At 36.2% G+C, this 23,001-nt stretch carries 21 protein-coding genes; 12 read left to right on the top strand and 9 right to left on the bottom strand.

All coding sequences use genetic code 11. The features are described from left to right. Positions 1 to 79 precede the first annotated feature (79 nt). Positions 80 to 625, bottom strand: a complete 546-nt coding sequence (locus tag AC0QT1_RS00740; protein ID WP_473199868.1) for an AprI/Inh family metalloprotease inhibitor — start codon at positions 623 to 625, stop codon at positions 80 to 82. A gap of 228 nt (positions 626 to 853) precedes the next feature. On the opposite strand from AC0QT1_RS00740, the gene dapF reads away from it, so the two are divergent. The 6 genes from dapF (at position 854) to AC0QT1_RS00710 (ending at position 6,252) form a co-directional block, all read left to right on the top strand. Continuing rightward, positions 854 to 1,705 carry a diaminopimelate epimerase gene (gene dapF, locus AC0QT1_RS00735; RefSeq protein ID WP_473201438.1) on the top strand — a complete coding sequence of 284 codons (852 nt, stop codon included), beginning with the start codon at positions 854 to 856 and terminating at the stop codon, positions 1,703 to 1,705. Continuing rightward, entirely contained in the window at positions 1,705 to 2,988 is a 1,284-nt protein-coding gene (gene mtaB / locus AC0QT1_RS00730; RefSeq protein ID WP_473199870.1) for a tRNA (N(6)-L-threonylcarbamoyladenosine(37)-C(2))-methylthiotransferase MtaB, read from the top strand. The genes dapF and mtaB overlap by 1 nt, the downstream gene beginning before the upstream one ends. 14 nt (positions 2,989 to 3,002) lie before the next feature. After that, positions 3,003 to 4,238, top strand: coding sequence for a signal recognition particle-docking protein FtsY (ftsY, locus tag AC0QT1_RS00725; RefSeq protein ID WP_473201437.1), 1,236 nt, complete (start codon positions 3,003 to 3,005; stop codon positions 4,236 to 4,238). Beyond that, positions 4,235 to 4,924 (top strand): septation protein A, encoded by a 690-nt coding sequence (locus AC0QT1_RS00720; protein ID WP_473199872.1) that lies wholly within the window; start codon positions 4,235 to 4,237, stop codon positions 4,922 to 4,924. The genes ftsY and AC0QT1_RS00720 overlap by 4 nt, the downstream gene beginning before the upstream one ends. Before the next feature lie 69 nt (positions 4,925 to 4,993). Further along, the gene (gloB, locus tag AC0QT1_RS00715; RefSeq protein WP_473201436.1) at positions 4,994 to 5,755 is read left to right on the top strand and encodes a hydroxyacylglutathione hydrolase; all 762 of its coding nucleotides are present in this window, start codon (positions 4,994 to 4,996) and stop codon (positions 5,753 to 5,755) included. 59 nt (positions 5,756 to 5,814) lie between these two features. Then, entirely contained in the window at positions 5,815 to 6,252 is a 438-nt protein-coding gene (locus AC0QT1_RS00710) for a hypothetical protein (RefSeq protein ID WP_473201435.1), read from the top strand. A 24-nt stretch (positions 6,253 to 6,276) separates the two neighbouring features. Here the strand turns inward: AC0QT1_RS00710 and AC0QT1_RS00705 are convergent, their stop codons facing one another. From AC0QT1_RS00705 to rho, 6 genes are all read right to left on the bottom strand, one after another. After that, positions 6,277 to 7,182 carry a ParB/RepB/Spo0J family partition protein gene (locus tag AC0QT1_RS00705; protein WP_473201434.1) on the bottom strand — a complete coding sequence of 302 codons (906 nt, stop codon included), beginning with the start codon at positions 7,180 to 7,182 and terminating at the stop codon, positions 6,277 to 6,279. 44 nt (positions 7,183 to 7,226) lie between these two features. Then, a complete protein-coding gene (locus tag AC0QT1_RS00700) occupies positions 7,227 to 8,024 on the bottom strand; it encodes a ParA family protein (RefSeq protein ID WP_473201433.1) in 798 nt (265 codons plus the stop codon). Between the two features lie 6 nt (positions 8,025 to 8,030). Continuing rightward, positions 8,031 to 8,678 carry a 16S rRNA (guanine(527)-N(7))-methyltransferase RsmG gene (gene rsmG / locus AC0QT1_RS00695; RefSeq protein ID WP_473199877.1) on the bottom strand — a complete coding sequence of 216 codons (648 nt, stop codon included), beginning with the start codon at positions 8,676 to 8,678 and terminating at the stop codon, positions 8,031 to 8,033. Further along, positions 8,678 to 10,546, bottom strand: coding sequence for a tRNA uridine-5-carboxymethylaminomethyl(34) synthesis enzyme MnmG (gene mnmG / locus AC0QT1_RS00690; RefSeq protein ID WP_473199878.1), 1,869 nt, complete (start codon positions 10,544 to 10,546; stop codon positions 8,678 to 8,680). Before mnmG ends, rsmG begins: the two co-directional genes overlap by 1 nt. 109 nt (positions 10,547 to 10,655) lie before the next feature. Beyond that, the gene (mnmE, locus tag AC0QT1_RS00685) at positions 10,656 to 11,963 is read right to left on the bottom strand and encodes a tRNA uridine-5-carboxymethylaminomethyl(34) synthesis GTPase MnmE (protein WP_473201432.1); all 1,308 of its coding nucleotides are present in this window, start codon (positions 11,961 to 11,963) and stop codon (positions 10,656 to 10,658) included. 32 nt (positions 11,964 to 11,995) lie between these two features. Next, positions 11,996 to 13,261, bottom strand: coding sequence for a transcription termination factor Rho (rho, locus tag AC0QT1_RS00680; protein ID WP_473201431.1), 1,266 nt, complete (start codon positions 13,259 to 13,261; stop codon positions 11,996 to 11,998). A 552-nt stretch (positions 13,262 to 13,813) separates the two neighbouring features. On the opposite strand from rho, the gene AC0QT1_RS00675 reads away from it, so the two are divergent. From AC0QT1_RS00675 to polA, 6 genes are all read left to right on the top strand, one after another. Then, complete coding sequence (locus AC0QT1_RS00675; RefSeq protein WP_473201430.1) at positions 13,814 to 14,638, top strand: pyruvate, water dikinase regulatory protein; 825 nt, start codon at positions 13,814 to 13,816, stop codon at positions 14,636 to 14,638. 6 nt (positions 14,639 to 14,644) lie between these two features. Beyond that, on the top strand, positions 14,645 to 15,241 hold the full coding sequence (locus AC0QT1_RS00670) for a Maf family nucleotide pyrophosphatase (protein ID WP_473201429.1): 597 nt from the start codon (positions 14,645 to 14,647) through the stop codon (positions 15,239 to 15,241). Next, entirely contained in the window at positions 15,234 to 16,115 is an 882-nt protein-coding gene (locus AC0QT1_RS00665) for a shikimate dehydrogenase (protein ID WP_473201428.1), read from the top strand. Before AC0QT1_RS00670 ends, AC0QT1_RS00665 begins: the two co-directional genes overlap by 8 nt. After that, the gene (coaE, locus tag AC0QT1_RS00660; RefSeq protein ID WP_473201427.1) at positions 16,112 to 16,699 is read left to right on the top strand and encodes a dephospho-CoA kinase; all 588 of its coding nucleotides are present in this window, start codon (positions 16,112 to 16,114) and stop codon (positions 16,697 to 16,699) included. The genes AC0QT1_RS00665 and coaE overlap by 4 nt, the downstream gene beginning before the upstream one ends. Positions 16,700 to 16,703: 4 nt before the next feature. Then, positions 16,704 to 17,411 (top strand): DNA polymerase III subunit epsilon, encoded by a 708-nt coding sequence (gene dnaQ / locus AC0QT1_RS00655; protein ID WP_473201426.1) that lies wholly within the window; start codon positions 16,704 to 16,706, stop codon positions 17,409 to 17,411. Positions 17,412 to 17,747: 336 nt separating this feature from the next. Next, positions 17,748 to 20,654, top strand: a complete 2,907-nt coding sequence (polA, locus tag AC0QT1_RS00650) for a DNA polymerase I (protein ID WP_473201425.1) — start codon at positions 17,748 to 17,750, stop codon at positions 20,652 to 20,654. On the opposite strand, the gene AC0QT1_RS00645 is transcribed toward polA, so the two are convergent. Continuing rightward, complete coding sequence (locus AC0QT1_RS00645) at positions 20,651 to 21,529, bottom strand: endonuclease/exonuclease/phosphatase family protein (protein WP_473201505.1); 879 nt, start codon at positions 21,527 to 21,529, stop codon at positions 20,651 to 20,653. The two genes, polA and AC0QT1_RS00645, sit on opposite strands and share 4 nt — an antisense overlap. A 112-nt stretch (positions 21,530 to 21,641) precedes the next feature. Further along, entirely contained in the window at positions 21,642 to 22,415 is a 774-nt protein-coding gene (locus AC0QT1_RS00640; RefSeq protein WP_473201424.1) for a Bax inhibitor-1/YccA family protein, read from the bottom strand. Positions 22,416 to 23,001 lie beyond the last annotated feature (586 nt).

The following is a 23,001-nucleotide window of genomic DNA, read 5'->3' as shown; positions in this document are numbered from 1 at the left end:
GTTTTCAATGAAAAATACAAGTTCTCGTCACAAACCAGTGTCCATATTTCTTACTTTTTCATAACCGGTCAAAAACACTCTAACGGCTTAAAACAACTGGACGATCATCAAGTGTATACCCCTCAAAACGATCAACATTGGAAGAATAAAGGGAAACAATAACGCGTCCCGAATTATTATAGAAATATAATCTTTTCCCTTTAACAGCCCATGAGTTTATTTGAGAAATGATTCCTGGACAGTGTAAAGGACCAGCCCGATACCCTTGGCCAAATTTCGTTTGTGGCGTTGCAATTCGGCAAACTTTACCCCCCACAGAAAGATTCCACACTCCAGCAATACTTGCAGGAAACAAATCAACAGCATTACTTGGCAACTCAAGACTAGCCATTCTTCCATCACTCTGAGAATCGCCTTTTTCATACATTGAAACATCTGATGCTTCAGACTCTAACGAATAAGAAGAGGCAGGATCAGACATTACTTCTGTTGGCATTTCTTGAAGTGGATAAAAAATTTCTGCTGTGTTGTCACGAACATTCCTGTCAAATCGCGATGTAGAACATCCCGCTAAGAACATTACCATTGAGATTGCAATGAAAAACGAAATTTTTGAAAATGGCATATCCATACTCTTTCCCACAACTAAATAAGTTCACTCAAAGGAATAGGTAAACATCATTATAGGGCATTTTACAAAGATAAATTAACAAATTAAGAAAAATAGGCCGAAAATCGATTATTTTAAAGAATAAATAATTTTTTACCACCAGTTTCATGATTAAGTACTAGAAATTTATAAGATTTTCAGTCATACATCTATGATGGCCATCACTAAAAATAGAGAAATTTCATGAAAACGCCTTTCAGCAAAATGAACGGTCTTGGTAATCAAATCATTGTTGCTGATATGCGTGAAAGTGAACATTCGCTTACACAGCAAGCAATCCTTGCTTTATCGGAAAATCCTCAAACTCGTTTTGATCAAATTATGGCGATCCACTCATCAACTAAAAAAGAAGCCAACTTTCGTATTGAAATATGGAATGCTGATGGTTCAATGGCTAAAGCTTGTGGGAACGGTACTCGTTGCGTAATTGCATGGCTCACAGACAACAATCTTGGTGAAATTTTTCATTTGGAAACGCCTGCTGGAATGATTGAAGGTAAACGCCACGCTGACGAACTCATTTCTGTTGATATGGGAAAGCCTCTTTTCAATGCAAAAGAGATGCCTGTTTCACGTGAAATACTTGATACCAATCACGTAGAGATTGCTGCTGGTCCTTTAAAAGATGCTTGCCTTATATCTATGGGTAATCTCCATGCTATTTTTTTTATTGAGAATAATATTCAAAATATTCCATTAGAAATCTATGGACCAAAACTTGAGCATGATCCTCTTTTTCCAGAACGGTGCAATATTTCCATTGCTTCTGTCTCGTCAAAAAAAAGCCTAAATTTACGCACATGGGAGCGTGGAGCAGGATTAACGCAAGCATGTGGAAGTGCAGCTTGTGCAGGTGCGGTAGCGGCTTATCGACGTGGACTGACAAAACGCCAGATCGATGTGAATGTCCCAGGGGGAACGCTTAATATTTTTTATCGAGAAGATGATCACGTTATTATGACCGGTCCAGTAAAATATGAGTTTAGTGGTTTTTTTAACCCTTTAACAGGGAGTTACAAAAAGGATCACTTTTGATGACAGTAGAAATTGTAACTTTTGGTTGTCGACTAAACAGCTACGAATCGGAAATCATACGCAAAGAAAGTACTTCTTCAGGACTAGGTCAACTCAAAGACGGTGCTATAATCTTTAATACCTGTGCTGTCACTGCCGAAGCCGTGCGACAAGCAAAACAAGCTATCCGTAAAGCAAGACGTGAAAATCCTCATGCCCGCATTATTGTGACAGGATGTGCCGCACAAACAGAAGGGCAAAATTTTGCCTCAATGACAGAAGTTGATCTTGTTTTAGGGAATGAAGACAAGCTCCATGCTCATTCTTATCGTCAACTTCCTGATTTCGGTATCAACCATTCCGAAAAGTTGCGTATCAATGACATCATGGAGGTACAAAAAATTGCCCCCCATATGGTAAGTGCAATGGAAGAACGCACCCGTGCTTTTGTACAGGTGCAAAATGGATGTGATCATCGCTGTACATTTTGCATTATTCCTTATGGACGCGGTCCATCACGTTCAGTTCCCATGGGGGCTGTTATTGAACAAATAAAAAAACTGACAGACAATGGTATTCAAGAAGTTGTTCTGACAGGTGTAGATCTTACAAGCTACGGTCATGATCTTCCAGGAAAAGCTACTCTAGGAAAATTAACTTCAACCATTTTGCATCATGTTCCTGACTTGCCTCGACTACGCCTTTCATCAATAGATTCTATTGAAGCAGATGAAGAACTTATCAATCTTTTAGCCTATGAAAAGAGAATAATGCCACATTTGCATTTATCTTTGCAAGCAGGCGATAATATGATACTAAAAAGGATGAAACGGCGGCATTTGCGTGAACATGCAATTCAATTTTGCCAAGATTTGCGTGCCAAACGTCCTACAATGGTTTATGGTGCTGATTTAATTGCTGGTTTTCCAACTGAAACAGAAGAGATGTTCGAAAAGAGTCTCTCTTTGATTAACGATTGTAATTTAACACATCTTCATGTTTTTCCTTTCTCTCCAAGAGAAGGAACACCTGCTGCGCGCATGCCGCAAATTAACCGTAAAATAGTAAAAATGCGTGCAGAAAGACTACGCAAAGCTGGTGATGAAGCATATCAAAAACATCTTTCTCACTTACAAAATAGTCAACAAACAATCCTCGTTGAAAAAGATGAAATTGGACGAACAGAAGATTATACCCTTGTACAAATAAAAGGTGCAAAAGCTGGAACAATTGTTCAGGCCCTTATCATTGACCATGATGGTGATAAATTGATTGCTGTTCTTCCAAAATTGAATGCCGCTTGAGCAGGAAAGCCCTTATGACAAAATCTTTTATAAAAAAAATATTTTCTTTTAAAAAATCTAAAGAACAAGAAAATGAACAAGTGCGTATCCCTTATGAAGCAGGTACGACGAAAGAAAGTGACGACAAAAATAAAAGCATAAATAACAATCAATCTTCTATCGATAAAGAAAAAGAAGAGGTACAAGGAGTAAATCAAAAGACAACATCTGAAAAGTGTGATGAAAAAGCTCCATCTTTTGCGCCATATTCTGGAAAAATAATCGTCACAGATACAATTAGTGAAAAAAAAATTGACGAGTTTTCATCGATTTCTTCTGTTGAAGAGAAAAAAACAGCGTGGTTTGGGCGTCTAAAAAAAGGATTAGCCCTTTCTTCACAACGCTTAAGTGGATCGATTGGTGACCTTTTTGTTAAGGGAAAACTTGATGAAGATACATTACAAGAATTAGAAGATATTCTTATTCAAGCTGATCTTGGTATAGAAACGGCTACACGGATCACTGATATTTTGGCTTCTAATCGTTATGGAAAAAATTTAACTCCAGATGACATTCATACTATTGTCGTTGACGAAATAAAAAAAGTGTTGGAACCTGTTGCAGTTCCGCTAGAACTTGACCTTAATCATAAGCCTCATGTTATTTTATTGGTTGGTGTAAATGGTACTGGAAAAACGACAACTATTGGAAAACTTGCAGCAAAACTCACCGCAGGAGGGTTAAAAGTTATGTTGGCTGCTGGTGATACATTCCGTGCTGCCGCTATTGAACAATTACACATTTGGGGTGAACGCACCAGATCTCCTGTTATTTCAACTAAACTAGGAGCAGATGCTGCTAGTCTAGCATATGATGCTTATGAAAAAGCAAAAGAAGCAAACAGTGATGTTTTGATTATTGATACAGCTGGACGCTTGCAAAATAAAACTGAACTGATGGATGAATTGGCAAAAATTATTCGTGTTCTAGGTAAACATTCTCCCCAAGCACCCCATACAATCCTTCAGACGCTTGATGCAACCACTGGGCAAAATGCACTAAACCAAGTGGATATTTTCCGTGAAATTGCTGGCGTTAATGGTCTCATCATGACAAAGCTCGATGGCACTGCACGAGGAGGAATTCTTGTTGCCATTGCAGCAAAATATAAATTACCCGTTTATTTTATCGGTATAGGAGAGAATATAGAGGATTTTCAACCTTTTTCTGCTTCTGACTTCGCCGAAACTATTGCAGGAAGACACGCATGAAAAAAACTTCATTTAAGCCACATTCGCATAATAATCCCGATTCTAACCATATCAAGAATAATCAACAAGATCTCCTTTCACCCACACTTAAATTTTTCTTAGAGATGGGACCATTGGTTGCCTTTTTTCTTGCTAATTATAAGGGTGAGTGGTTGATAAACAACATTGGAATTTTTAAAAATTTTAGTAAACCTATTTTTCCTGCAACAGCCATTTTCATGGTAGCGATCATAGTTGCCCTAAGCCTATCATGGGTTCTTACACGAAAAATTCCTATAATGCCTCTTATCTCAGGAATCTTTGTTCTAGTCTTTGGATTTTTAACGCTTTGGCTTCATAATGACACTTTTATCAAAATGAAACCAACAATCATTAATATTTTATTTGCTCTTATTCTTTTTGGTGGCATGCTTTTTAAAAAACCACTTTTGCGTTATGCTCTTGATTCTACTTTAAAAATTGATGATTTAGGGTGGAAAAAACTCACATATCGTTGGGCATTTTTTTTCATTTTTCTTGCTCTTCTCAATGAAATTGTTTGGCGTAATTTTAGCGATAACTTTTGGACCAGTTTTAAAGTATTTGGTGTTATGCCTATAACAGTTCTTTTTATGCTCATTCAAATGCCTCTTATAATCAAACATTCAACAGGTCTTTTTACAGAAGAGGACAAATCTAATTCTTGAAAACAACACCTTTATTACTATAAATTGTTTTGTAGCTTCATCGCCATAGACTATTCATGGAGAGAATACGTGTTAGTTGAACAGTTCATGTGTCGAGAAGATAATTTTGGTGTACTCATTCATGATGAAAGAAGTGGCTACACAGCAGCAATTGATGCACCGGAAAGCAATGCGATTCAAAAAGCTCTAAAACGCCGCAACTGGACTCTTCAAACTATTTTTGTAACGCATCATCATTATGACCATGTAGAAGCACTGGAAGAATTAAAACAAATTTATAAAGCTGTAGTGATTGGACCAGAAACAGAAAAAGAAAAGATTAATCATCTTGACCAAACACTTCAACCGGACGAAAGTTCTTTCTTTGGCACGCGCCCATTTTTAGCTCTTTCAACACCTGGTCATACTTTAGGTGCATTATCTTATTATTTCCCTGAAGAGGGAATCCTTTTTGCTGGAGACACACTTTTTTCTCTCGGTTGTGGACGTCTTTTTGAAGGGACGCCTTCACAAATGCTACACTCTTTAAAAAAGCTTCGTCATCTTCCCGATGAAACACTTCTTTATTGTGGTCATGAATATACAAAAACCAATGCTCTTTTTGCATTAACAATTGACCCACACAATCAAAAACTTCATCAAAGAACAGAAGAAGTGTTCTTACTACGCGCAAAAAACGCTATGACTTTACCAGTAACCTTAGGGCAAGAAAAAGCTACCAACCCTTTTCTTCGCTGGGATAGTAGTCCTTTACGAAAAGAACTTTCTATGGAAAATCAAACAGATGAAGAGGTCTTTGCTGAAATCCGAAGAAGAAAGGATAATTTCTAGCCATGTTTAGGTTTATATACCTTTTGTTTTTCCTTTTTCTTTTTGTGCTATACACTCAAATGACAACAGCAAAGGAAAAAAACAATTCGTTTAATTTTCCACGTGTTATAGAAAACTATACCTTAACAGAAGATTTCCTTTTAAAAGTGGAACAAATTGAAAAGGATTGTAAAAACTTACCACCAGAGCTAAAAACATCTCATAAGAACTATAATACTAGCCTTGAAGGATTTATCGCTCTTATTTCTGCTCAACCAAAATTAATGGCTCTTTTAAGAAAAAATAAGATCACAGCAAGAGATTTTGCTCTTGGTAATTTGGCAATTCAAGAAATAGTAACAGAACTTTTAAATGAATCTTTTGAATCTTCCCCTGAAAAGCTTAAAAGAGAAGGTTTTTCTTCTCCTGAAAAAACTCCTATATTTTTAAGCAATTTGGAATTTGGTAAAAAACATTTATATCGATTGCTTGTTATTTTAAAAGGAAGTTGTAAATAGCTTATCTCTTTTTAGACAATGAATTTAACCTTGTAAACGTCGGCAAATATCATCCAATTGCTCTAATGAAGAATAATGTATTTTTAGATCACCGCCTTTTTTGCCATGCCTAATGATAACTTTCATTCCAATAACATCTGCAAGTAATTTTTCTAAAGATTTTGTTTCTGTATCTTTCTCCACGGCGGTTCTTTTTTTGACTTTAGGATTTGCTTGTTCATATGCAAGTATTTCCGTTTGACGAACAGAAAGTCCTTCGCGAATAATTTTTTCAGCTAAATCTTGTGGATTATCGACAGTAATAAGACAGCGTGCATGACCAGCTGAAAGTTGTCCATCCGTTAAAAATTGCTGCACTTTTTGTGGAAGTTTTAATAAACGAAGCGTATTAGCAACATGACTCCGGCTTTTCCCAATAACTTGTGCCAAATCTGCTTGCGTATATCCATGCTCATTGAGCAAAATTTCATACCCCATTGCCTCTTCGATAGGATTAAGGTCGGCACGTTGAACATTTTCAATAATTGCCAATTCTAAAGCCGTTTTATCATCTACATCGCGAACAATAACTGGTAATTTACTTAAATTGGCTCGCTGTGCAGCACGCCACCGTCTTTCACCAGCAATCAACTCAAATCGGTGAGGATTATCACGGGAAGGTCTCACAATAACAGGCTGAACGACACCATGCTGGCGAATTGATTGCGCTAAATTATCAAGTTCTGAATCGGTAAAATGACGTCGTGGATTATGTGGATTGCACGAAATGGATTCAAGAGAAACAAATTTTTCAGAAACAGGGGATATTGTAGAGGACTCTGTAAATTTGTCAGTATTTGATGAACGTGTAAAATCATTGTTTAAACCGATATCCCCAATTAATGCCGCTAATCCACGACCCAGTCTTTTTTTTGATTGATCATCATTCATAGTTTTTCTCTTTGAGTTTTTTATAAAAATTATCTTTTATATTTTTAAGCAGCAGCATGTGCTTGTTTTTCGCGTTGAATGACTTCCGAAGCTAGACGCAAGTAAGCCTGACTACCGGCGCATGTTAAATCATAAAGCAATACTGGTTTACCAAAAGAAGGTGCTTCTGATACCCGCACATTTCGCGGAATGACAGTGCGATAAACTTTATCTCCCATAAAAGAGCGGACATCTTCGACAACTTGATTAGAAAGATTATTACGTCCATCATACATTGTTAGAACAATACCTTGAATTTCTAAAGAAGGATTAAGAACAGATCGCACTTGTTTTACTGTTTCAAGCAATTGACTTAATCCTTCAAGTGCTAAAAATTCACACTGCATAGGGACTAAAACCGAATCTGCAGCCCCCATAGCATTAAGTGTGAGAAGATTAAGAGACGGCGGACAATCAATTAAAATATAACTGTATTTTTTTTCCATCTTTGGATCATCACAAAGAGCTTTACGTAATCGTTGTATACGATCTTGAGAGGAAGCAATTTCCATTTCTACACCTAAAAGATCAAGTGTAGAGGGTACAATATGGAGATTTGGGACGGCTGTTTTCAAAGCTGCTTGTGTGACTGAAATTCCTGAAATAAACACATCATAAGAAGATAAAGGACGGCTATTACGATCAATTCCCAATCCTGTACTTGCATTCCCTTGTGGATCAATATCCATAATGAGAACATTTTCACCAATAGCTGCCAAAGCTGTAGCAAGATTAATTGCAGTGGTTGTTTTTCCGACTCCACCCTTTTGGTTTGCAATAGCGATAATCCGTGTTTCGCTCATTTTGCTTTACCCTCTATATGATCGAACATGAGAAATTTCTAAAATAACAGAATTTTCATCAATTTTACTTTTATGTTCTAGCAGATCAAACTGCCAATTGGCAGAGGCATTTTTTATTTCTGTAGAGTAATCCCGACCTTTTTGCAAAAGAGCTATTGTTTTTTTTGTTAAGAGAGGAAAAATAAGTTGTAGGAGCGTATCGAGAGAAGCTAATCCCCGTGCTGTTATAATCTCTGGTGCATCTATTTTTTTGTATACATCTTCAATTCTACAATGATAAACTTTTGCTGGAAGATTAAGCTGAGCAATAACTGTTCGCAAAAAAGCTACTTTTTTCCCATTACTCTCAACGAGATCAATATGCCCTTCTTTTTTTTCTTTCAGAAAAATGGCAATAACGATTGCAGGAAATCCACCACCTGATCCAAGATCACACCAATTTAATAAATCACTGTGCAAGGGATAAATTTGTGCACAATCCAAGATATGGCGTGTCCATAAAACTGGTACTGTCGCATGAGAGACTAAATTAATATGTGTATTCCATTGTGTTATTAAATTTTCAAACTGTATTAAATTTTCCATCGTTTCACGTGAAACAGAAGGAACAATATTTAAGAGTTCTTGATATTTTTTCTGTATAGAAATATCCATTAAGCTGATTTAGCCTTTTCGCGTCGTTGACGTTGAATAGATGTAATAATAAGGGATAATGCTGCTGGCGTCATTCCATCAATTTTTTGAGCATCAGCGATTGAACGTGGTGATATTTGTTGAATCTTTGTCTTCAATTCATTTGAAAGACCTGAAATTGATTGAACATCAAGAGAAGAAGGGATTTCTAAACGTTCATCACGCTGAAGAGAAGCTATATCCTGTGCTTGTTTTTCTAAATAAACTGCATATTGTGCCTCAATTTCTAAGGATTCAACAGTTTTAGAGTCGAGTGATTGTAGTTGCGGCCAAAATTGTGAAAGGCGCTCTATAGTTATGCTAGGATAAGCAAGAAAATCATAAGCTGAACGTCGAACGCCATCGTGATTGACTTTCAACCCATATGCAGAAGCTTGATTGGGGGTTAGAAAAAGCTCCTGACATATTGATCGTGCTTGATCAAGACGTTGTTGTTTTTGTTTATAACACTCCCAACGGGCTTTACTTACAATACCCCATTGCTGTGCTAAAGGTGTTAATCGAACATCAGCATTATCAGACCGTAAAGACAAACGAAATTCAGCACGTGATGTAAACATTCGATAGGGTTCACAAACTCCACGTGAGACTAAATCATCGATCATAACACCAATATAAGCTGTAGACCGGCTTATAAGTATTTCCTCTAATTTACCGACCTTACGTGCGGCATTCAATCCAGCTAAAAGACCTTGTGCTGCAGCCTCTTCATATCCCGTTGTACCATTAATTTGACCTGCTAAAAACAAACCTGGTAAGGAGCGTAATTCCAATGTTTTTGTTAATTGTTGTGGATTAACAAAATCATATTCAATAGCATAACCAAGTTGAAGGATCTTAACATTTTGCAAACCTTCAATAGTTTTCAAAAAAGAAATTTGTACATCTTCAGGAAGAGAAGTAGAAAGACCATTTGGATAAACAGTATCATCATCTAACCCTTCAGGTTCTAAAAAAATTTGATGTCCATCACGTTCTCCAAATTTAACAATTTTATCTTCAACAGAAGGACAATAACGTGGTCCTAACCCTTCAATATTTCCAGAATATAAAGCAGATCGATGAATATTTTCACTAATAATTTTATGTGTTTTGGCGTTTGTACGTGTTATTGCACATTCAATTTGTGGTTGTTCAATTTTTTCTGTTAAAAGAGAAAAGGGAACGGGATCTTCATCAGCTTGCTGTTTTTGAAGAGAATCCCAATCTATTGTTTTTTTGCTAAGGCGTGCAGGAGTTCCTGTTTTTAATCTTCCAAGATTTATCTTATAACTTTTTAAACGTTCAGCGAGATGTATACTCGATTCATCTCCCATCCGTCCAGCAGTCCACGTTTTACCACCAATATGAATAAAACCATTTAAAAACGTCCCTGTTGTTAAAACAACAGCACCAGAAAAAATTGTTCCTTTATTTTTTAAAACAACACCTGAAGCACAACCATCTTTAATAATCAAATCAACAACTTCATCTTCAATGAGAATGAGATTATCTTGTTCTTGTAAAAAATTTTGAATTGCTTTTTTATAGAGTTGTCTATCAGCTTGTGTACGAGGTCCTCTTACTGCTGGTCCTTTTCGTCGATTAAGAAGTCTAAATTGAATTCCAGCAGCATCTGCTGCTTTTCCCATAAGACCATCCAAAGCATCAATTTCACGAACCAGATGCCCTTTTCCAAGTCCACCAATAGCGGGATTACACGACATTGTCCCTAATGCCGATATTTTCTGTGTAACAAGAGCTGTCCGCGCACCTGCACGAGCTGAAGCTGAAGCAGCTTCACAACCAGCATGACCACCTCCAACAACAATAACATCATAGAATTGCATCAGAATTCATTCCATAAATAACACTTTTCAAGTTTCACGTGAAACAAGATATAAAATACATCATCTTTTAAATGTGTCTATTGAAATAATCAATGTTTCACGTGAATCATTATTTACCAACACAAAATTCTGAAAAAATAATATCAAGCAAATCTTCAACATCTATATCTCCAGTAATTTTTCCAAGAAAATCACTCGCACGACGAAGATGTTCTGCCCGTAAACTTAAATCAAGAGAAGTATAATTCACAGAAGTCTCAATTTCTTTAACAGCCTCTTTTAATAACTGAAGTTGTCTTTTACGTGCTGGAACAAGATTCCCAATTTCAGAAACACGACGTAAACAAAAGGATTCAAGTTCCTTAATAAAACAATCAAAATTTAAACCAGTTAAAGCAGAAAATTGTATAAAATAATGTTTTTTATTTTCTTCATAAAGATCAAGTTTATTCCCAACATGCCATATTTCAGCTGATGTTTCTGGTAAATCAATCTCTTTAGGATTTCCCATATCATAAACTAAAACAACCAAATCAGCATCCCTAACATGCTGCTTAGCTACTTCTATTCCCAACAGTTCTATCTTATTTTCTGTTTCTCTAAAACCAGCAGTATCCGTTAAAAAAATAGGTAAACCACCAAGAATCAACCTCATTTCTAAAGCATCGCGGGTTGTACCCGCTTCCTCTGTCACAATAGAAACAGGTCTTCCAGCCAAACGATTCATAATACTTGATTTTCCAGAATTTGGTGAACCGGCAATAACAATTTTTAACCCATCACGTAAAATACTCGCACGTTCCCCTTCATCAATATGCTCTCGAAGAGAAGCGCAAAGATCTTCCATATTTTTCCAAACTTTATCAGATATTGCGTTTGGGATATCAGCTTCATCAACAAAATCAAGTTCTGCTTCAATAAAAGCACGTGCTTTCATAATTTTATGACGCCAATCACGATAAAGCGTTGTTAAATGCCCACTTGTCCCCATAACAGCTAAACGTCGCTGACTTTCCGTTTCTGCTTCTATTAAATCAGCAAGACCTTCTGCTTGAACAAGATCTAATTTTCCCTCCATAAATGCACGACGTGAAAACTCACCCGCTTCTGCAAGACGACATCCAGAAAATGTAGATAATTCATCGAGAAAACGATTAACAACTGCTTTTCCTCCATGCAAATGAAACTCTGCACAATCTTCTCCTGTAAAACTATGAGGAGCAGGAAAAAAAACAGTCAAAGCAGAATCTAAAAAACTACCATCACAAGCAGTAAGATTTCCATAATGCATAAACCGCGCTTTAGGTAGACAACCACAAAGCGTCTTAACAATATTCACAACATGAGGACCAGAAAGTCGAATGACTGCAACCCCTGAAGGCAACAACCCACTCGAAACAGCAAAGATTGTATCCACAGGATATATCCTAAGCGAAAAACTTAATGTTTTTATGTATTCATTGAATCAAAAAACTCACTATTATTTTTCGTTTGTTTTAATTTATCAATGAGAAATTCAATTGCATCAGTGACATTCATAGGTGTCAAAATACGACGAAGTACAAAAATCTTATGCAAATCTTGCCGTGCTACTAAAAGCTCTTCCTTACGTGTTCCAGATTTCAAAATATCCATAGCGGGAAAAATACGCTTATCAGCAACTTTACGATCAAGAACAATTTCTGAATTACCTGTTCCTTTGAATTCCTCAAAAATAACCTCATCCATACGACTACCAGTATCAATCAAAGCCGTTGCAATAATAGTTAAAGATCCACCTTCCTCAATATTACGTGCAGCACCAAAAAAACGTTTAGGACGCTGTAGAGCATTTGCATCCACACCACCTGTCAAAACTTTCCCTGATGAAGGAACAACCGTATTATAAGCACGCCCAAGGCGTGTAATAGAATCAAGAAGGATAACAACATCACGCCCATATTCAACAAGTCGTTTTGCTTTTTCAATGACCATCTCAGCGACTTGAACATGACGTATTGCTGGTTCATCGAAAGTAGAAGAAACAACTTCTCCTTTTACAGAACGCTGCATATCAGTAACTTCTTCTGGTCGTTCATCAATCAAAAGAACAATAAGATAACATTCAGGATGATTAGTCGTGATAGAATGGGCAATATTTTGAAGTAAAACTGTTTTTCCTGTCCGAGGAGGTGCTACAATGAGTCCTCTCTGTCCCTTTCCTAATGGAGATATTAAGTCAATTACCCGTGATGACATATCCTTTTCTGTAGGATTTTGTATTTCCATCTGAAAGCGTTCATTTGAATAAAGAGGAGTGAGATTATCAAAATGAATTTTATAACGAATTTTTTCAGGATCTTCAAAATTGATCGTATTAATTTTAAGAAGAGCAAAATAGCGTTCTCCTTCTTTTGGACTCCGTATAGGACCTTCAACTGTATCACCTGTTTTTAAAGAAAAAGATTGAATTTGTGCAGGAGAAAGGTAAATATCATCAGGTCCTGGAAGATAATTGGCATCAGCAGATCGCAAAAATCCAAATCCATCTTGTAAGACTTCAACGACTCCCTCTCCAATAATTTCTACGTCTTGTGAAGCAAGTTTTTTTAAAATGGCGAACATTAACTCTTGTTTTCGCATTAGGGAAGCATTTTCAACTTCCAATGCTTCAGCAAAAGAAACAAGTTCAACGGGATTTTTACTTTTAAGTTCTTGTAGTTTCATTTCTTGCATGAAATACGCTCTTTAAGTGATGGGGGAATTATCCTTAGAATAAAAAGAATGAAATATTCTTATAAGAAAAAAGAATTCTACACTCAATTTTTAAAATCTGCAAGCATCATTTACATGAATTATTATCATATGATATTAAATAATTTTATAAAAAAATTGATTATATAATTTTAAGTAATAATTAAATAAAAAACATTTTTATAAGAGATAATATAATATCTATCGATGAATTCATATTATTTTTTTATTTTTCCTATATTTTTTGTATTAATATAGATTCTAAAAGGAGATTCTTATTATTTATGTCTGTGTATAATGTGAATTATTAATTATACTTTCTCTGTCCTCAATTTTATCCCCAAAAATAAAAGAAAAAAGAACAGTTATAACATGATCTTAAAAGCATTATCCCCATTGTTTCATCATAAGAGGAAATTCAATTATCACAGCTGTTCAATTTGTGCATAAAAATGGAATTTTTTTGCTAAATTTTAGTTTTATAAAAGAGGCTGATCATATATACACATTTGTTAACAAGGAGTTAAAATTTTTGTGACAAGAGAGAAAAAATCCTTTCATTTACACATGCTTTCTGATGCAACGGGGGAAACATTAATTTCTGTTGGAAGAGCGGTTGCATCGCAATACACGATGAGTCACGCAATAGAGCACATCTATCCTATGATTCGTAACGAAACACAGTTGCAGAGAGCTCTTGATGAGATACAGCAAGAACCAGGTATTGTTCTTTATACAATTATTGATAAAAAAATTAAGCTACTTCTTAGGAGAAGATGTGAAAAAATAGAAGTTCCTTGTATTGATATACTACATCCTGTTTTGGATGCTTTTCAGTCTTACCTTGGAATACCAACAAATTTACGTGTGAGTGCACAGCATGATCTCAATGCAGATTACTTTCGTCGTATTGATGCATTAGATTTTACAATAGAGCATGATGATGGACAGTCTTCCAATGATTTAACAGGGGCAGATGTAATCCTTGTAGGGATTTCAAGAACCTCTAAAACACCTACCAGTATCTATTTAGCAAATCGTGGAATCAAAACAGCTAATATTCCTCTTATTCCGGGTATTGATTTACCAGAAGCTATTTTAGAAGCAAAAAATGCTTTGATTATTGGTTTAATCGCTTCAGCTGAAAGAATCTCACATGTTCGTCAAAATCGAGATTTAGGAGAGTCTCCTGCTATTGAAAGCTATACGAATAAAATCAGTATAGCTGAAGAGTTAACCTATGCAAAACGTATTTGCGAACGCTTCGGTTGGCCTATTCTTGATGTAACAAGACGCTCTATTGAAGAAACCGCTGCTGCTATCTTTGAGCTTTTGTCGCGATTCCGTGAAGGAAAATGAAAAAATATGGTAGCAGATAGATTAATATTAGCATCTCTTAGTTCTTATCGTGCACAATTATTGAAAAAAGCAGGTTTAAACTTTTTCGTTGAAGGAGCTTCTTTTAATGAAAGAGAAATAGAAAAAACAGTGGAAACACAAGATCCTAAAAAACTGAGTTGTTCTCTTGCAAGTGCAAAGGCAAAAAATGTTTCTGATCGCTTTCCTGATTCTGTAGTCATTGGTTGTGATCAAGTTCTTGATTTAGAGGGACAAGTTATTCATAAAGTTACAAGTAAAAAGGAAGCACATCAACGTTTATGTGATTTATCAGGAAAGACACATTTCCTTCATAGTGCAGTGGCTTTATTTAAAAATGGTCAAGAAATTTGGAATGAAGCTTTTAGTGCACAGATGACAGTCCGTTTTCTTTCATCAGAGTTTATTGAAAGTTATTTAGCACGTGTAGGAATAGATGTTTTTAACAGTGTGGGAGTATATCAAATTGAAGGGGAAGGAATCCAACTTTTTGAAAAGATTGATGGAGATTTTTTTACCATTATTGGTTTACCTTTATTGCCTTTATTAATAAAATTGCGGTATTTAGGGGCTATAGATGGTTGAGTTAACAACAGGGTATAAAAAAACAGTTTTTCCACGTGCTTTTGTTATTGGCACACCTATTCACCATTCAAAATCACCAAAAATTCACAATTTTTGGCTTAAACAATATAATTTGCAAGGTGAATATTTAGCACAGGAAGTAGCTCCTGAAAAATTTAAAGATTTTTTCACATCTATACAAAGAAGGGGTTTTTGCGGGGGAAATGTCACTCTTCCCTATAAACAAGAAGCTTTTCACTTAGCAAATTATAAAGATAATGTAGCAACAATAATTGGTGCTGTTAATACACTGTGGTATGAAGGGGATAAACTTTGTGCAACAAATAGCGATGCCTATGGCTTTAGTGCCAATCTTGATGATTTTGTTCCTGAGTGGGGTGGTGAAACAGCACTTGTTTTTGGTGCGGGTGGTGCTGCTCGAGCTGTCCTATATGCTTTAAAAAAACGTGGATTTGAACGTATTTTGTTACTTAATCGTACAAAACAACGTGCCGATGATTTAGCAGAGTATTTTGGAAAACCTGTTGAGGTCCATGATTGGTATCGTGTTGATGAAGTACTTCACAAAGCTGATTTAATTATTAATACAACTTCGGTGGGTATGACAAACTCACACGAAAAAAAAAGTGATTCTTTTTTTTGTGATTTTCAGAAAACAAAAACAACAGCGTTAGTAACAGATATAGTTTACACGCCATTGATAACGCCTTTTTTACAACAAGCAAAAGCGCATGGTTTAAGGATAGTAGATGGACTTGGTATGCTTTTACATCAAGCTGTTCCTGGTTTTGAACGATGGTTTGGCATAAGACCACAGGTAACAAAGACACTACGAACAGCAATTTTAAAGGATATGGGTGAAGAGATAGGATGAAAATTATAGGGTTGACCGGATCAATCGCTATGGGAAAATCAACAGTTGCTGATTTTTTTAAACAAGCTGGTATTTCTGTTTTTAGTGCTGACAATGCAGTGCACCAACTTTATAAAAGTGAGCCAATCTTATCACTCATAGCACGTATATTTCCTAGTGTTGTTGAAAATGGCAAAATTGATTGCCTCAAGCTTTCGGAGATTGTGATCAACGATAATAAAAAATTACAAACATTAGAAAAAATAATTCATCCTTTGGTACAAAGGAAAGAAAAAGAGTTTATTGATACAGCACGCCAACAAGGAGAAAAATTAGTTGTTCTCGATATTCCTCTTCTTTTTGAAACAAAGAGTGAAAAGCGTGTAGACAGTGTGATTGTTGTTTCTGCACCACTATCAATACAGAAGGAGCGTGCTCTGATTCGCTCAAATATGAATGAAAGAAAATTTGCCTTTATAAATGCTAGGCAAATGTCTGATGAAAAAAAACGAGAACGTGCTGATTTTGTTATTGATACAGGAAAAGATTTAGAGAATACACGGCAACAAGTTTTTTATGTAATAAAGAGTTTACTAAAGAATTGAAATCATGCGTGAAATTATTTTTGATACAGAAACAACGGGTTTAGATAAAGAGAAAGATCGCATAATTGAAATCGGTTGTGTAGAGATGGTTAATCGTTATCTCACAGGACGCCGATTCCACGTTTATTTGAACCCACAAGGCGTTATTATTCCTGATGAAGTTGTAGCAATTCATGGATTAACCAATGAGCGCTTGAAAAATGAGAAAAGCTTTAGTGATATTGCTGATGAATTTTTAGAATTTATCAATGGTGCAATGATGATTGCGCATAATGCTAGTTTTGATATTGGTTTTCTTAATGCAGAGCTAGGACGAGCAAATAAACCGCTTATCAGTGTTGATAATATTCTTGATACATTGGCTATGGCACGGCGTAAATTTCCTATGGGTCCTAACTCTCTTGATGTTTTGTGCAAACGTTTTGGAATTGATAATAGCCATCGTATTCTTCATGGTGCTTTGCTTGATGCAGAGATTCTCGCTGATGTTTATATTGAACTCATTGGTGGAAAACAGGGCGTCTTGAGTTTTGATAACAGAGAGGATGTTTATGAAAATACCCAAAATGACAAAGATGCTCTCAACACAGTTAAATTTCGTCCACAAACTTTACCTTCAAGATTAAGTGCGCAAGAAAAAAATATGCATGCTGATTTTATTAGTAAAATGGGTGAAAAGGCTTTGTGGAATGACTTCAAAATTCCTGAATAATTTTTCCCTCTTTTTCTTAAGAAGATTATTTAAAAAGTTAGAAAGAAAAAAATCTCTAAAAAATAGTTCAAAAAAATATGGTCGTTGTGGGGAGGGGAACACCACAACGACCCTGTCATTACATCGTACCTCAGCTATCATAGGAGGAGCAAAATGAAAGCTATTATATCCTGTAACAGCAAAGAAAAGCTCTAGGTACTACAGTGCAACGACTTCACGCTTTATGAAAACAAAAAATGGCTTTTTAGAGGCAATTCGATAAATTTTAAAATTTAAAGTAAAAAAATATATGAAAATGAATTATTTTTTGATTGAAATGGAGAGAATGAACCTGTCATGAAAGAAACAGATCATCTTTTTTTGGTTGATGGATCGGGCTATATTTTTCGTGCTTATTATGCTTTGCCGCCTTTAAAGCGCAAAAAGGATGGACTTCCTGTAGGAGCTGTAGCTGGTTTTTGTAATATGCTGTGGAAATTGCTCTGTGATGCGCGAAATACAGCTACCGGTGTTGTTCCAACACATTTTGCTGTTATTTTCGACTATTCATCCGATACATTTCGTAAACAAATTTATCCACAATATAAAGCGAATCGTGAGACACCTCCAGAAGATCTTATTCCTCAATTTTCTTTAATACGCCAAGCAACGAAAGCCTTTAATTTACCTTGTATCGAAAAGGAAGGATTTGAAGCGGATGATTTAATTGCTACCTATGCACAATTGGCAACGAAGGCTGGAGCAAAAACAACAATTATTTCTTCTGACAAAGATCTTATGCAATTGGTGAATGGGCATGTATCCTTGTATGATGGGATGAAAGATAAGCATATTGGTGTTTCTGAGGTTATAGAAAAATGGGGTGTTGCACCAGAAAAAATGGTCGATTTGCAAGCTTTGATTGGGGATCCAACTGATAATGTTCCTGGTATTCCAGGTATTGGTCCTAAAATTGCAGCTCAATTGTTAGATCAATTTGGTACCCTTGATCTTTTATTTCAGCATGTCTTGGAAGTTAAGCAAACAAAACGACGTGAAAATCTTCAAGCCTACAGTGAACAGGCACAAATTTCTCGTGAATTGGTTCGACTTAAAAGAGATGTGCCGCTAGACAATAGTTTAGATGATTTTATTTTAGAACCACAAGATGGTCCGCGTTTAATCGCTTTTCTTAAATCTATGGAATTTACAACATTAACACGTCGTGTAGCAGAGGCAACAGCATGTGACGCAGCAGCTATTGATGCACTTGATATCGATGTTGAATGGGCTAATTCTGCACAAGAGCGGGATCAGGATATTAAAAAAGCTGAGAGAGCAATATCTGATAATTTTTCTGAAGATTCTCCACAATTTTTAGCACAAAAACGTAAAGATCAAGCGTTGGCTCAAAAAATTACAAGAGATGCCTATACGACCATTCTTGATGAAGAAATTTTAAAAGAATGGCTCTTGGAAGCACAAGAGCAAGGTTTTTTCGCTTTTGATACTGAAACGACTTCTCTTGATCCTATGCAAGCAAAGCTTGTTGGTTTTTCCTTGGCATTACAGCCGGAAAAAGCGGCTTATGTGCCTCTTGAACATTTTGAAGGAGGAGATGATCTTTTAGGAGGGGGACGTATTGTCGAACAGATTGAGACACAAAAGGCTTTGACGCTTTTAAAGCCGATATTAGAAAATCAAGCAGTGTTAAAAATTGGCCAGAATATCAAATATGATTGGTTAGTGATGAAACAATACGGCATTGTGATACGCTCTTTTGATGATACTATGCTTTTATCATATGTTTTAGATGCTGGAACTTTAACACATAATATGGATGATTTATCGAAGCGTTGGTTGGGACATCAACCGATAGCTTACAAGGATTTAACATATAATGGGAAAAAGATTACTTCTTTTGCGCAAGTAGATTTGAAGCAGGCAACTCTTTATGCTGCTGAGGATGCTGATGTAACGCTTCGTTTATGGCAAGTTTTAAAACCACAGCTTATAGCTCAAAGAATGACAAAAATTTATGAGCGCCTTGATCGACCACTGATAGAAGTTCTTGCAAGAATGGAAGAACGTGGGATTCTGGTTGATAGGCAAGTTTTATTACGCCTTTCAGGAGAATTAGCACAAGCTGCTTTGATTCTGGAAGAAGAAATTTATCAGCTAGCTGGTGAAAAATTTAATCTTGCCTCACCAAAGCAATTAGGGGATATCCTTTTTGGCAAAATGGGTTTACCTGGAGGTGCTAAGACCAAAGGTGGTCAATGGTCAACTTCTGCTCAGACCTTAGAGGAGTTGGCGGCTGATGGTCATGTTTTACCACGTAAAATTGTCGATTGGCGTCAACTTGCAAAACTAAAATCGACTTATACAGATGCTTTACCTTCTTACATTTTACCAAAAACAGGACGCATTCATACGAATTATTCTTTGGCAATAACATCAACGGGTCGTTTATCATCATCGGAACCTAATTTACAAAATATTCCTGTACGGACAACAGAGGGACGTAAAATACGAGCAGCTTTTATTGCTCCAAAAGGGCATATGCTCCTCTCGGCTGATTACAGCCAGATTGAATTGCGCATTCTCGCACATATTGCCAACATTACAGCCTTAAAAGAAGCTTTTGCACAAAGCCAGGATATTCACGCTATTACAGCATCACAGATGTTTGGGGTTGCGATAGAGGGAATGCATTCAGATATACGCCGACGTGCAAAAGCGATTAATTTTGGCATTATTTATGGTATTTCAGCTTTTGGTTTAGCAAACCAATTGGGTCTTTCACGCCAAGAGGCAAGCCGTTATATCCAACTTTATTTTGAACGGTTTCCAGGAATTAAAGACTATATGGAAACGACTAAAGAATTTGCACGCCAAAATGGTTATGTAGAAACAATTTTTGGACGTCGTATCCATTATCCAGAAATAAAAGCAGCTAATTCACAGGTACGTGCCTTTAATGAGCGGGCTGCTATCAACGCACCAATTCAAGGATCAGCGGCGGATATTATTCGTCGTGCTATGATTCAAATGGAAGATGCTTTGGCAAAAGAAAGATTGTCAGCAAAAATGTTGCTACAAGTGCATGATGAATTGATTTTTGAGGTACCAGAAAATGAGAGTGAAAAAACCATGGCTGTTGTTAAAAAAGTTATGGAAAATGCTACAATGCCAGTCCTTTCTTTGTCTGTACCGCTTGAGGTAAAAGTAATGGTTGCTCAAAATTGGGATGAGGCACATTAGTTCTTTCCACTTATTTTCTTTTCAAGAATGGTCATTGCATTAGCAAGATTAAGATAGGCTTTGATAGGCAAATGATCTGAGGCAATGCGTGCAAGTGGTGAATGGTGGTTTTCAATATTTGTTACCAATTGATGGGGAAAAGCAAAAATTCTATCAAGAGCTAGAAAGGGAAAACGAGAAGGAAAGCTTGGCACAGTTCCAAGTGTGCTGTCAAAATAAGGAGAAAAATGGTTTAAGGATGAGCCTTTACCCACACGCCATTCATTAAAGTCTCCAATAAGAAGTGTAGGCATAAGGGGGCGTTTTTGTAAGAGTGTGAGAAGCGTTTTTGTTTGTTGATTGCGAGAATGGCGTAGTAAACCAAAATGAGCAGCAATAATGCGAATAAGACCTGCATCCATTTCCAACTCTACAATTACAGCGCCACGTGGTTCAATACCAGGAAGAGCGATTTGTAAGATATCACGGATACGCCCTTTTCGCACAAAAAGAGCATTACCATGCCAACCATGGCCGTGAGGGGACATGGGATTCAAAGGCACTCGAATCAATCCCGTTTCGGTTTTTAACAGTTCAAGATCAATCAAACCTACGCGTTCTCCAAAACGTTTATCTGCTTCTTGGAGGGCGAGTATATCAATTTGCAATTCAGCAATAACATTTACAATACGGGTAGGGTTAAAAACCTTATCAACACCTATGCATTTATGAACATTATAGGAAGCAACGGTAAGATCATAATGGTTATTTCGGTTGATTATATCTGATTGATAATAAGAGCTATTACGGATAGCCTTTAAAAGAGAGCTATGGAGCTTTTTCTGGATAAATGCGGTAAACCAAGGAAATTTTTGCTTATAAGGCATCTTTATTATTTTATGAAGAGGGTTTTACCTAAAAGGTAAAGGGTAAACGCTCGATTAAAAATAAAAGAACCTTGTTTCTTAAAAGAAACAAGGCTCTTTAATTGAGCTATGATTTTTATACTCAGTCACGATTTGAGCCAAGAAACTGTAGCAAGAAAACAAACATATTTATGAAATCAAGATAAAGACTGAGAGCACCCATAATAACTTTACGTCCTTTAGTATCAGCCCCATCTCCTTCATAATACATTAATTTAATGTTTTGTGTATCGTAAGCTGTTAAACCAGCAAAAACCAATACGCCAATCACGGAGATTGCGAATTGCAAAGCACTTGATCCAAGAAAGATATTCACAACCATAGCAAGCATTAAACCAACCAAACCCATAAAGAGGAATGACCCTATCGCTGTGAGATCACGCTTTGTTGTATAACCATAAAGCGAAAGAGCACCAAAAGCTGCAGCGGTAATAACAAAGGTTTGTACAACACTTTCTGTCGTGTAACGCAAAGTTATGGAGGACAGTGAAAGTCCAACGAGGGCAGCATAACCAAAAAAGAGACTACGCGCTGCACTTGTGCTCAATGTGTTGATTTTAAAACTGAGAAATAATACCGCCACAAGTGGTGCAAACATGACAATGTAGGAAAGTGGCGATGTGTAAAACGTCACTCCAAATGGAGTCAAGTAAATACTTCTACTGATTTGAGCGGCTGCTTGGCTCATATCTGTCGTTGTTGCTAATGATGCAATTGCGTAAGCAGCAGCAGCTGTAATAAGCAATCCAATAGTCATCGTATTATAAACGCCCAGCATATAGCTGCGCAATCCTTGATCAATTGATGCATCGGCACGGGAAACAGACGCCGAACGTAAATTTTTAAAATCAGCCATAATATAAAGTCCTTTAGCATATGTTCCATCAGATGTCGGGGTTAAAACTTATACTGTTAAAGCAACAGGTTTGTGTGAGTTCTTACTTTACCTCTATAAGCAACCCCAGGCGCCGCTGATGAAATTCCAGCATACCTCTCCTTATTATGGGGATTTATTTTAAAATTACAAGATATTTTCGTTAGAAAGAAACCTTACAAATTGGTAAGGAAAAGCCTTATTTTGCGTAAAATTATTCCGTTTTTTTGTAAGATTTTGTGCAAGGAAAATTATTAGAATATGCGTTTTTTATTTCTCATTTAAATGATTAAATTCATGAGGCGCGAGCATTTTTGTGTTTATGAAGAGAGAAAATAAGCAGATCATTATCTTTTTTTCAGCTCTCAATAGTGTGATTTCATAGTTTATCAAAGACAGAGTGAATTTTAAAAAAGCCTTTTGAGAGATCTGTAAATTAATCTATTGAATGCTTTTTATCTTTCAGAATAAGAAATGTTGAAAAAACAATACGATCAAAGAGTCCGAATTCAAAATAAAAAGTGGTTATGTATCTTTAAAATCAATATATTATCTTTGTGATTGAGAA

Source organism: Bartonella sp. P12B (assembly GCF_055796185.1).
The sequence above is the reverse complement of the archived record's forward strand: the minus strand, read 5'-3'. Positions and strand labels throughout refer to the sequence as shown.

Bases quoted from the DNA above. Each gene is read 5' to 3' on its own strand.
- rho (WP_473201431.1), bottom strand. From the start codon at position 13,261: ATGCAAGAAATGAAACTACAAGAACTTAAAAGTAAAAATCCCGTTGAA.
- polA (WP_473201425.1), top strand. From the start codon at position 17,748: ATGAAAGAAACAGATCATCTTTTTTTGGTTGATGGATCGGGCTATATT.
- AC0QT1_RS00700 (WP_473201433.1), bottom strand. From the start codon at position 8,024: ATGAGCGAAACACGGATTATCGCTATTGCAAACCAAAAGGGTGGAGTC.
- dapF (WP_473201438.1), top strand. From the start codon at position 854: ATGAAAACGCCTTTCAGCAAAATGAACGGTCTTGGTAATCAAATCATT.
- coaE (WP_473201427.1), top strand. From the start codon at position 16,112: ATGAAAATTATAGGGTTGACCGGATCAATCGCTATGGGAAAATCAACA.
- mnmG (WP_473199878.1), bottom strand. From the start codon at position 10,546: ATGCAATTCTATGATGTTATTGTTGTTGGAGGTGGTCATGCTGGTTGT.
- rsmG (WP_473199877.1), bottom strand. From the start codon at position 8,678: ATGGATATTTCTATACAGAAAAAATATCAAGAACTCTTAAATATTGTT.
- dnaQ (WP_473201426.1), top strand. From the start codon at position 16,704: ATGCGTGAAATTATTTTTGATACAGAAACAACGGGTTTAGATAAAGAG.
- ftsY (WP_473201437.1), top strand. From the start codon at position 3,003: ATGACAAAATCTTTTATAAAAAAAATATTTTCTTTTAAAAAATCTAAA.
- AC0QT1_RS00670 (WP_473201429.1), top strand. From the start codon at position 14,645: ATGGTAGCAGATAGATTAATATTAGCATCTCTTAGTTCTTATCGTGCA.
- AC0QT1_RS00710 (WP_473201435.1), top strand. From the start codon at position 5,815: ATGACAACAGCAAAGGAAAAAAACAATTCGTTTAATTTTCCACGTGTT.
- AC0QT1_RS00705 (WP_473201434.1), bottom strand. From the start codon at position 7,182: ATGAATGATGATCAATCAAAAAAAAGACTGGGTCGTGGATTAGCGGCA.
- mtaB (WP_473199870.1), top strand. From the start codon at position 1,705: ATGACAGTAGAAATTGTAACTTTTGGTTGTCGACTAAACAGCTACGAA.
- AC0QT1_RS00665 (WP_473201428.1), top strand. From the start codon at position 15,234: ATGGTTGAGTTAACAACAGGGTATAAAAAAACAGTTTTTCCACGTGCT.
- AC0QT1_RS00740 (WP_473199868.1), bottom strand. From the start codon at position 625: ATGCCATTTTCAAAAATTTCGTTTTTCATTGCAATCTCAATGGTAATG.
- AC0QT1_RS00640 (WP_473201424.1), bottom strand. From the start codon at position 22,415: ATGGCTGATTTTAAAAATTTACGTTCGGCGTCTGTTTCCCGTGCCGAT.
- AC0QT1_RS00720 (WP_473199872.1), top strand. From the start codon at position 4,235: ATGAAAAAAACTTCATTTAAGCCACATTCGCATAATAATCCCGATTCT.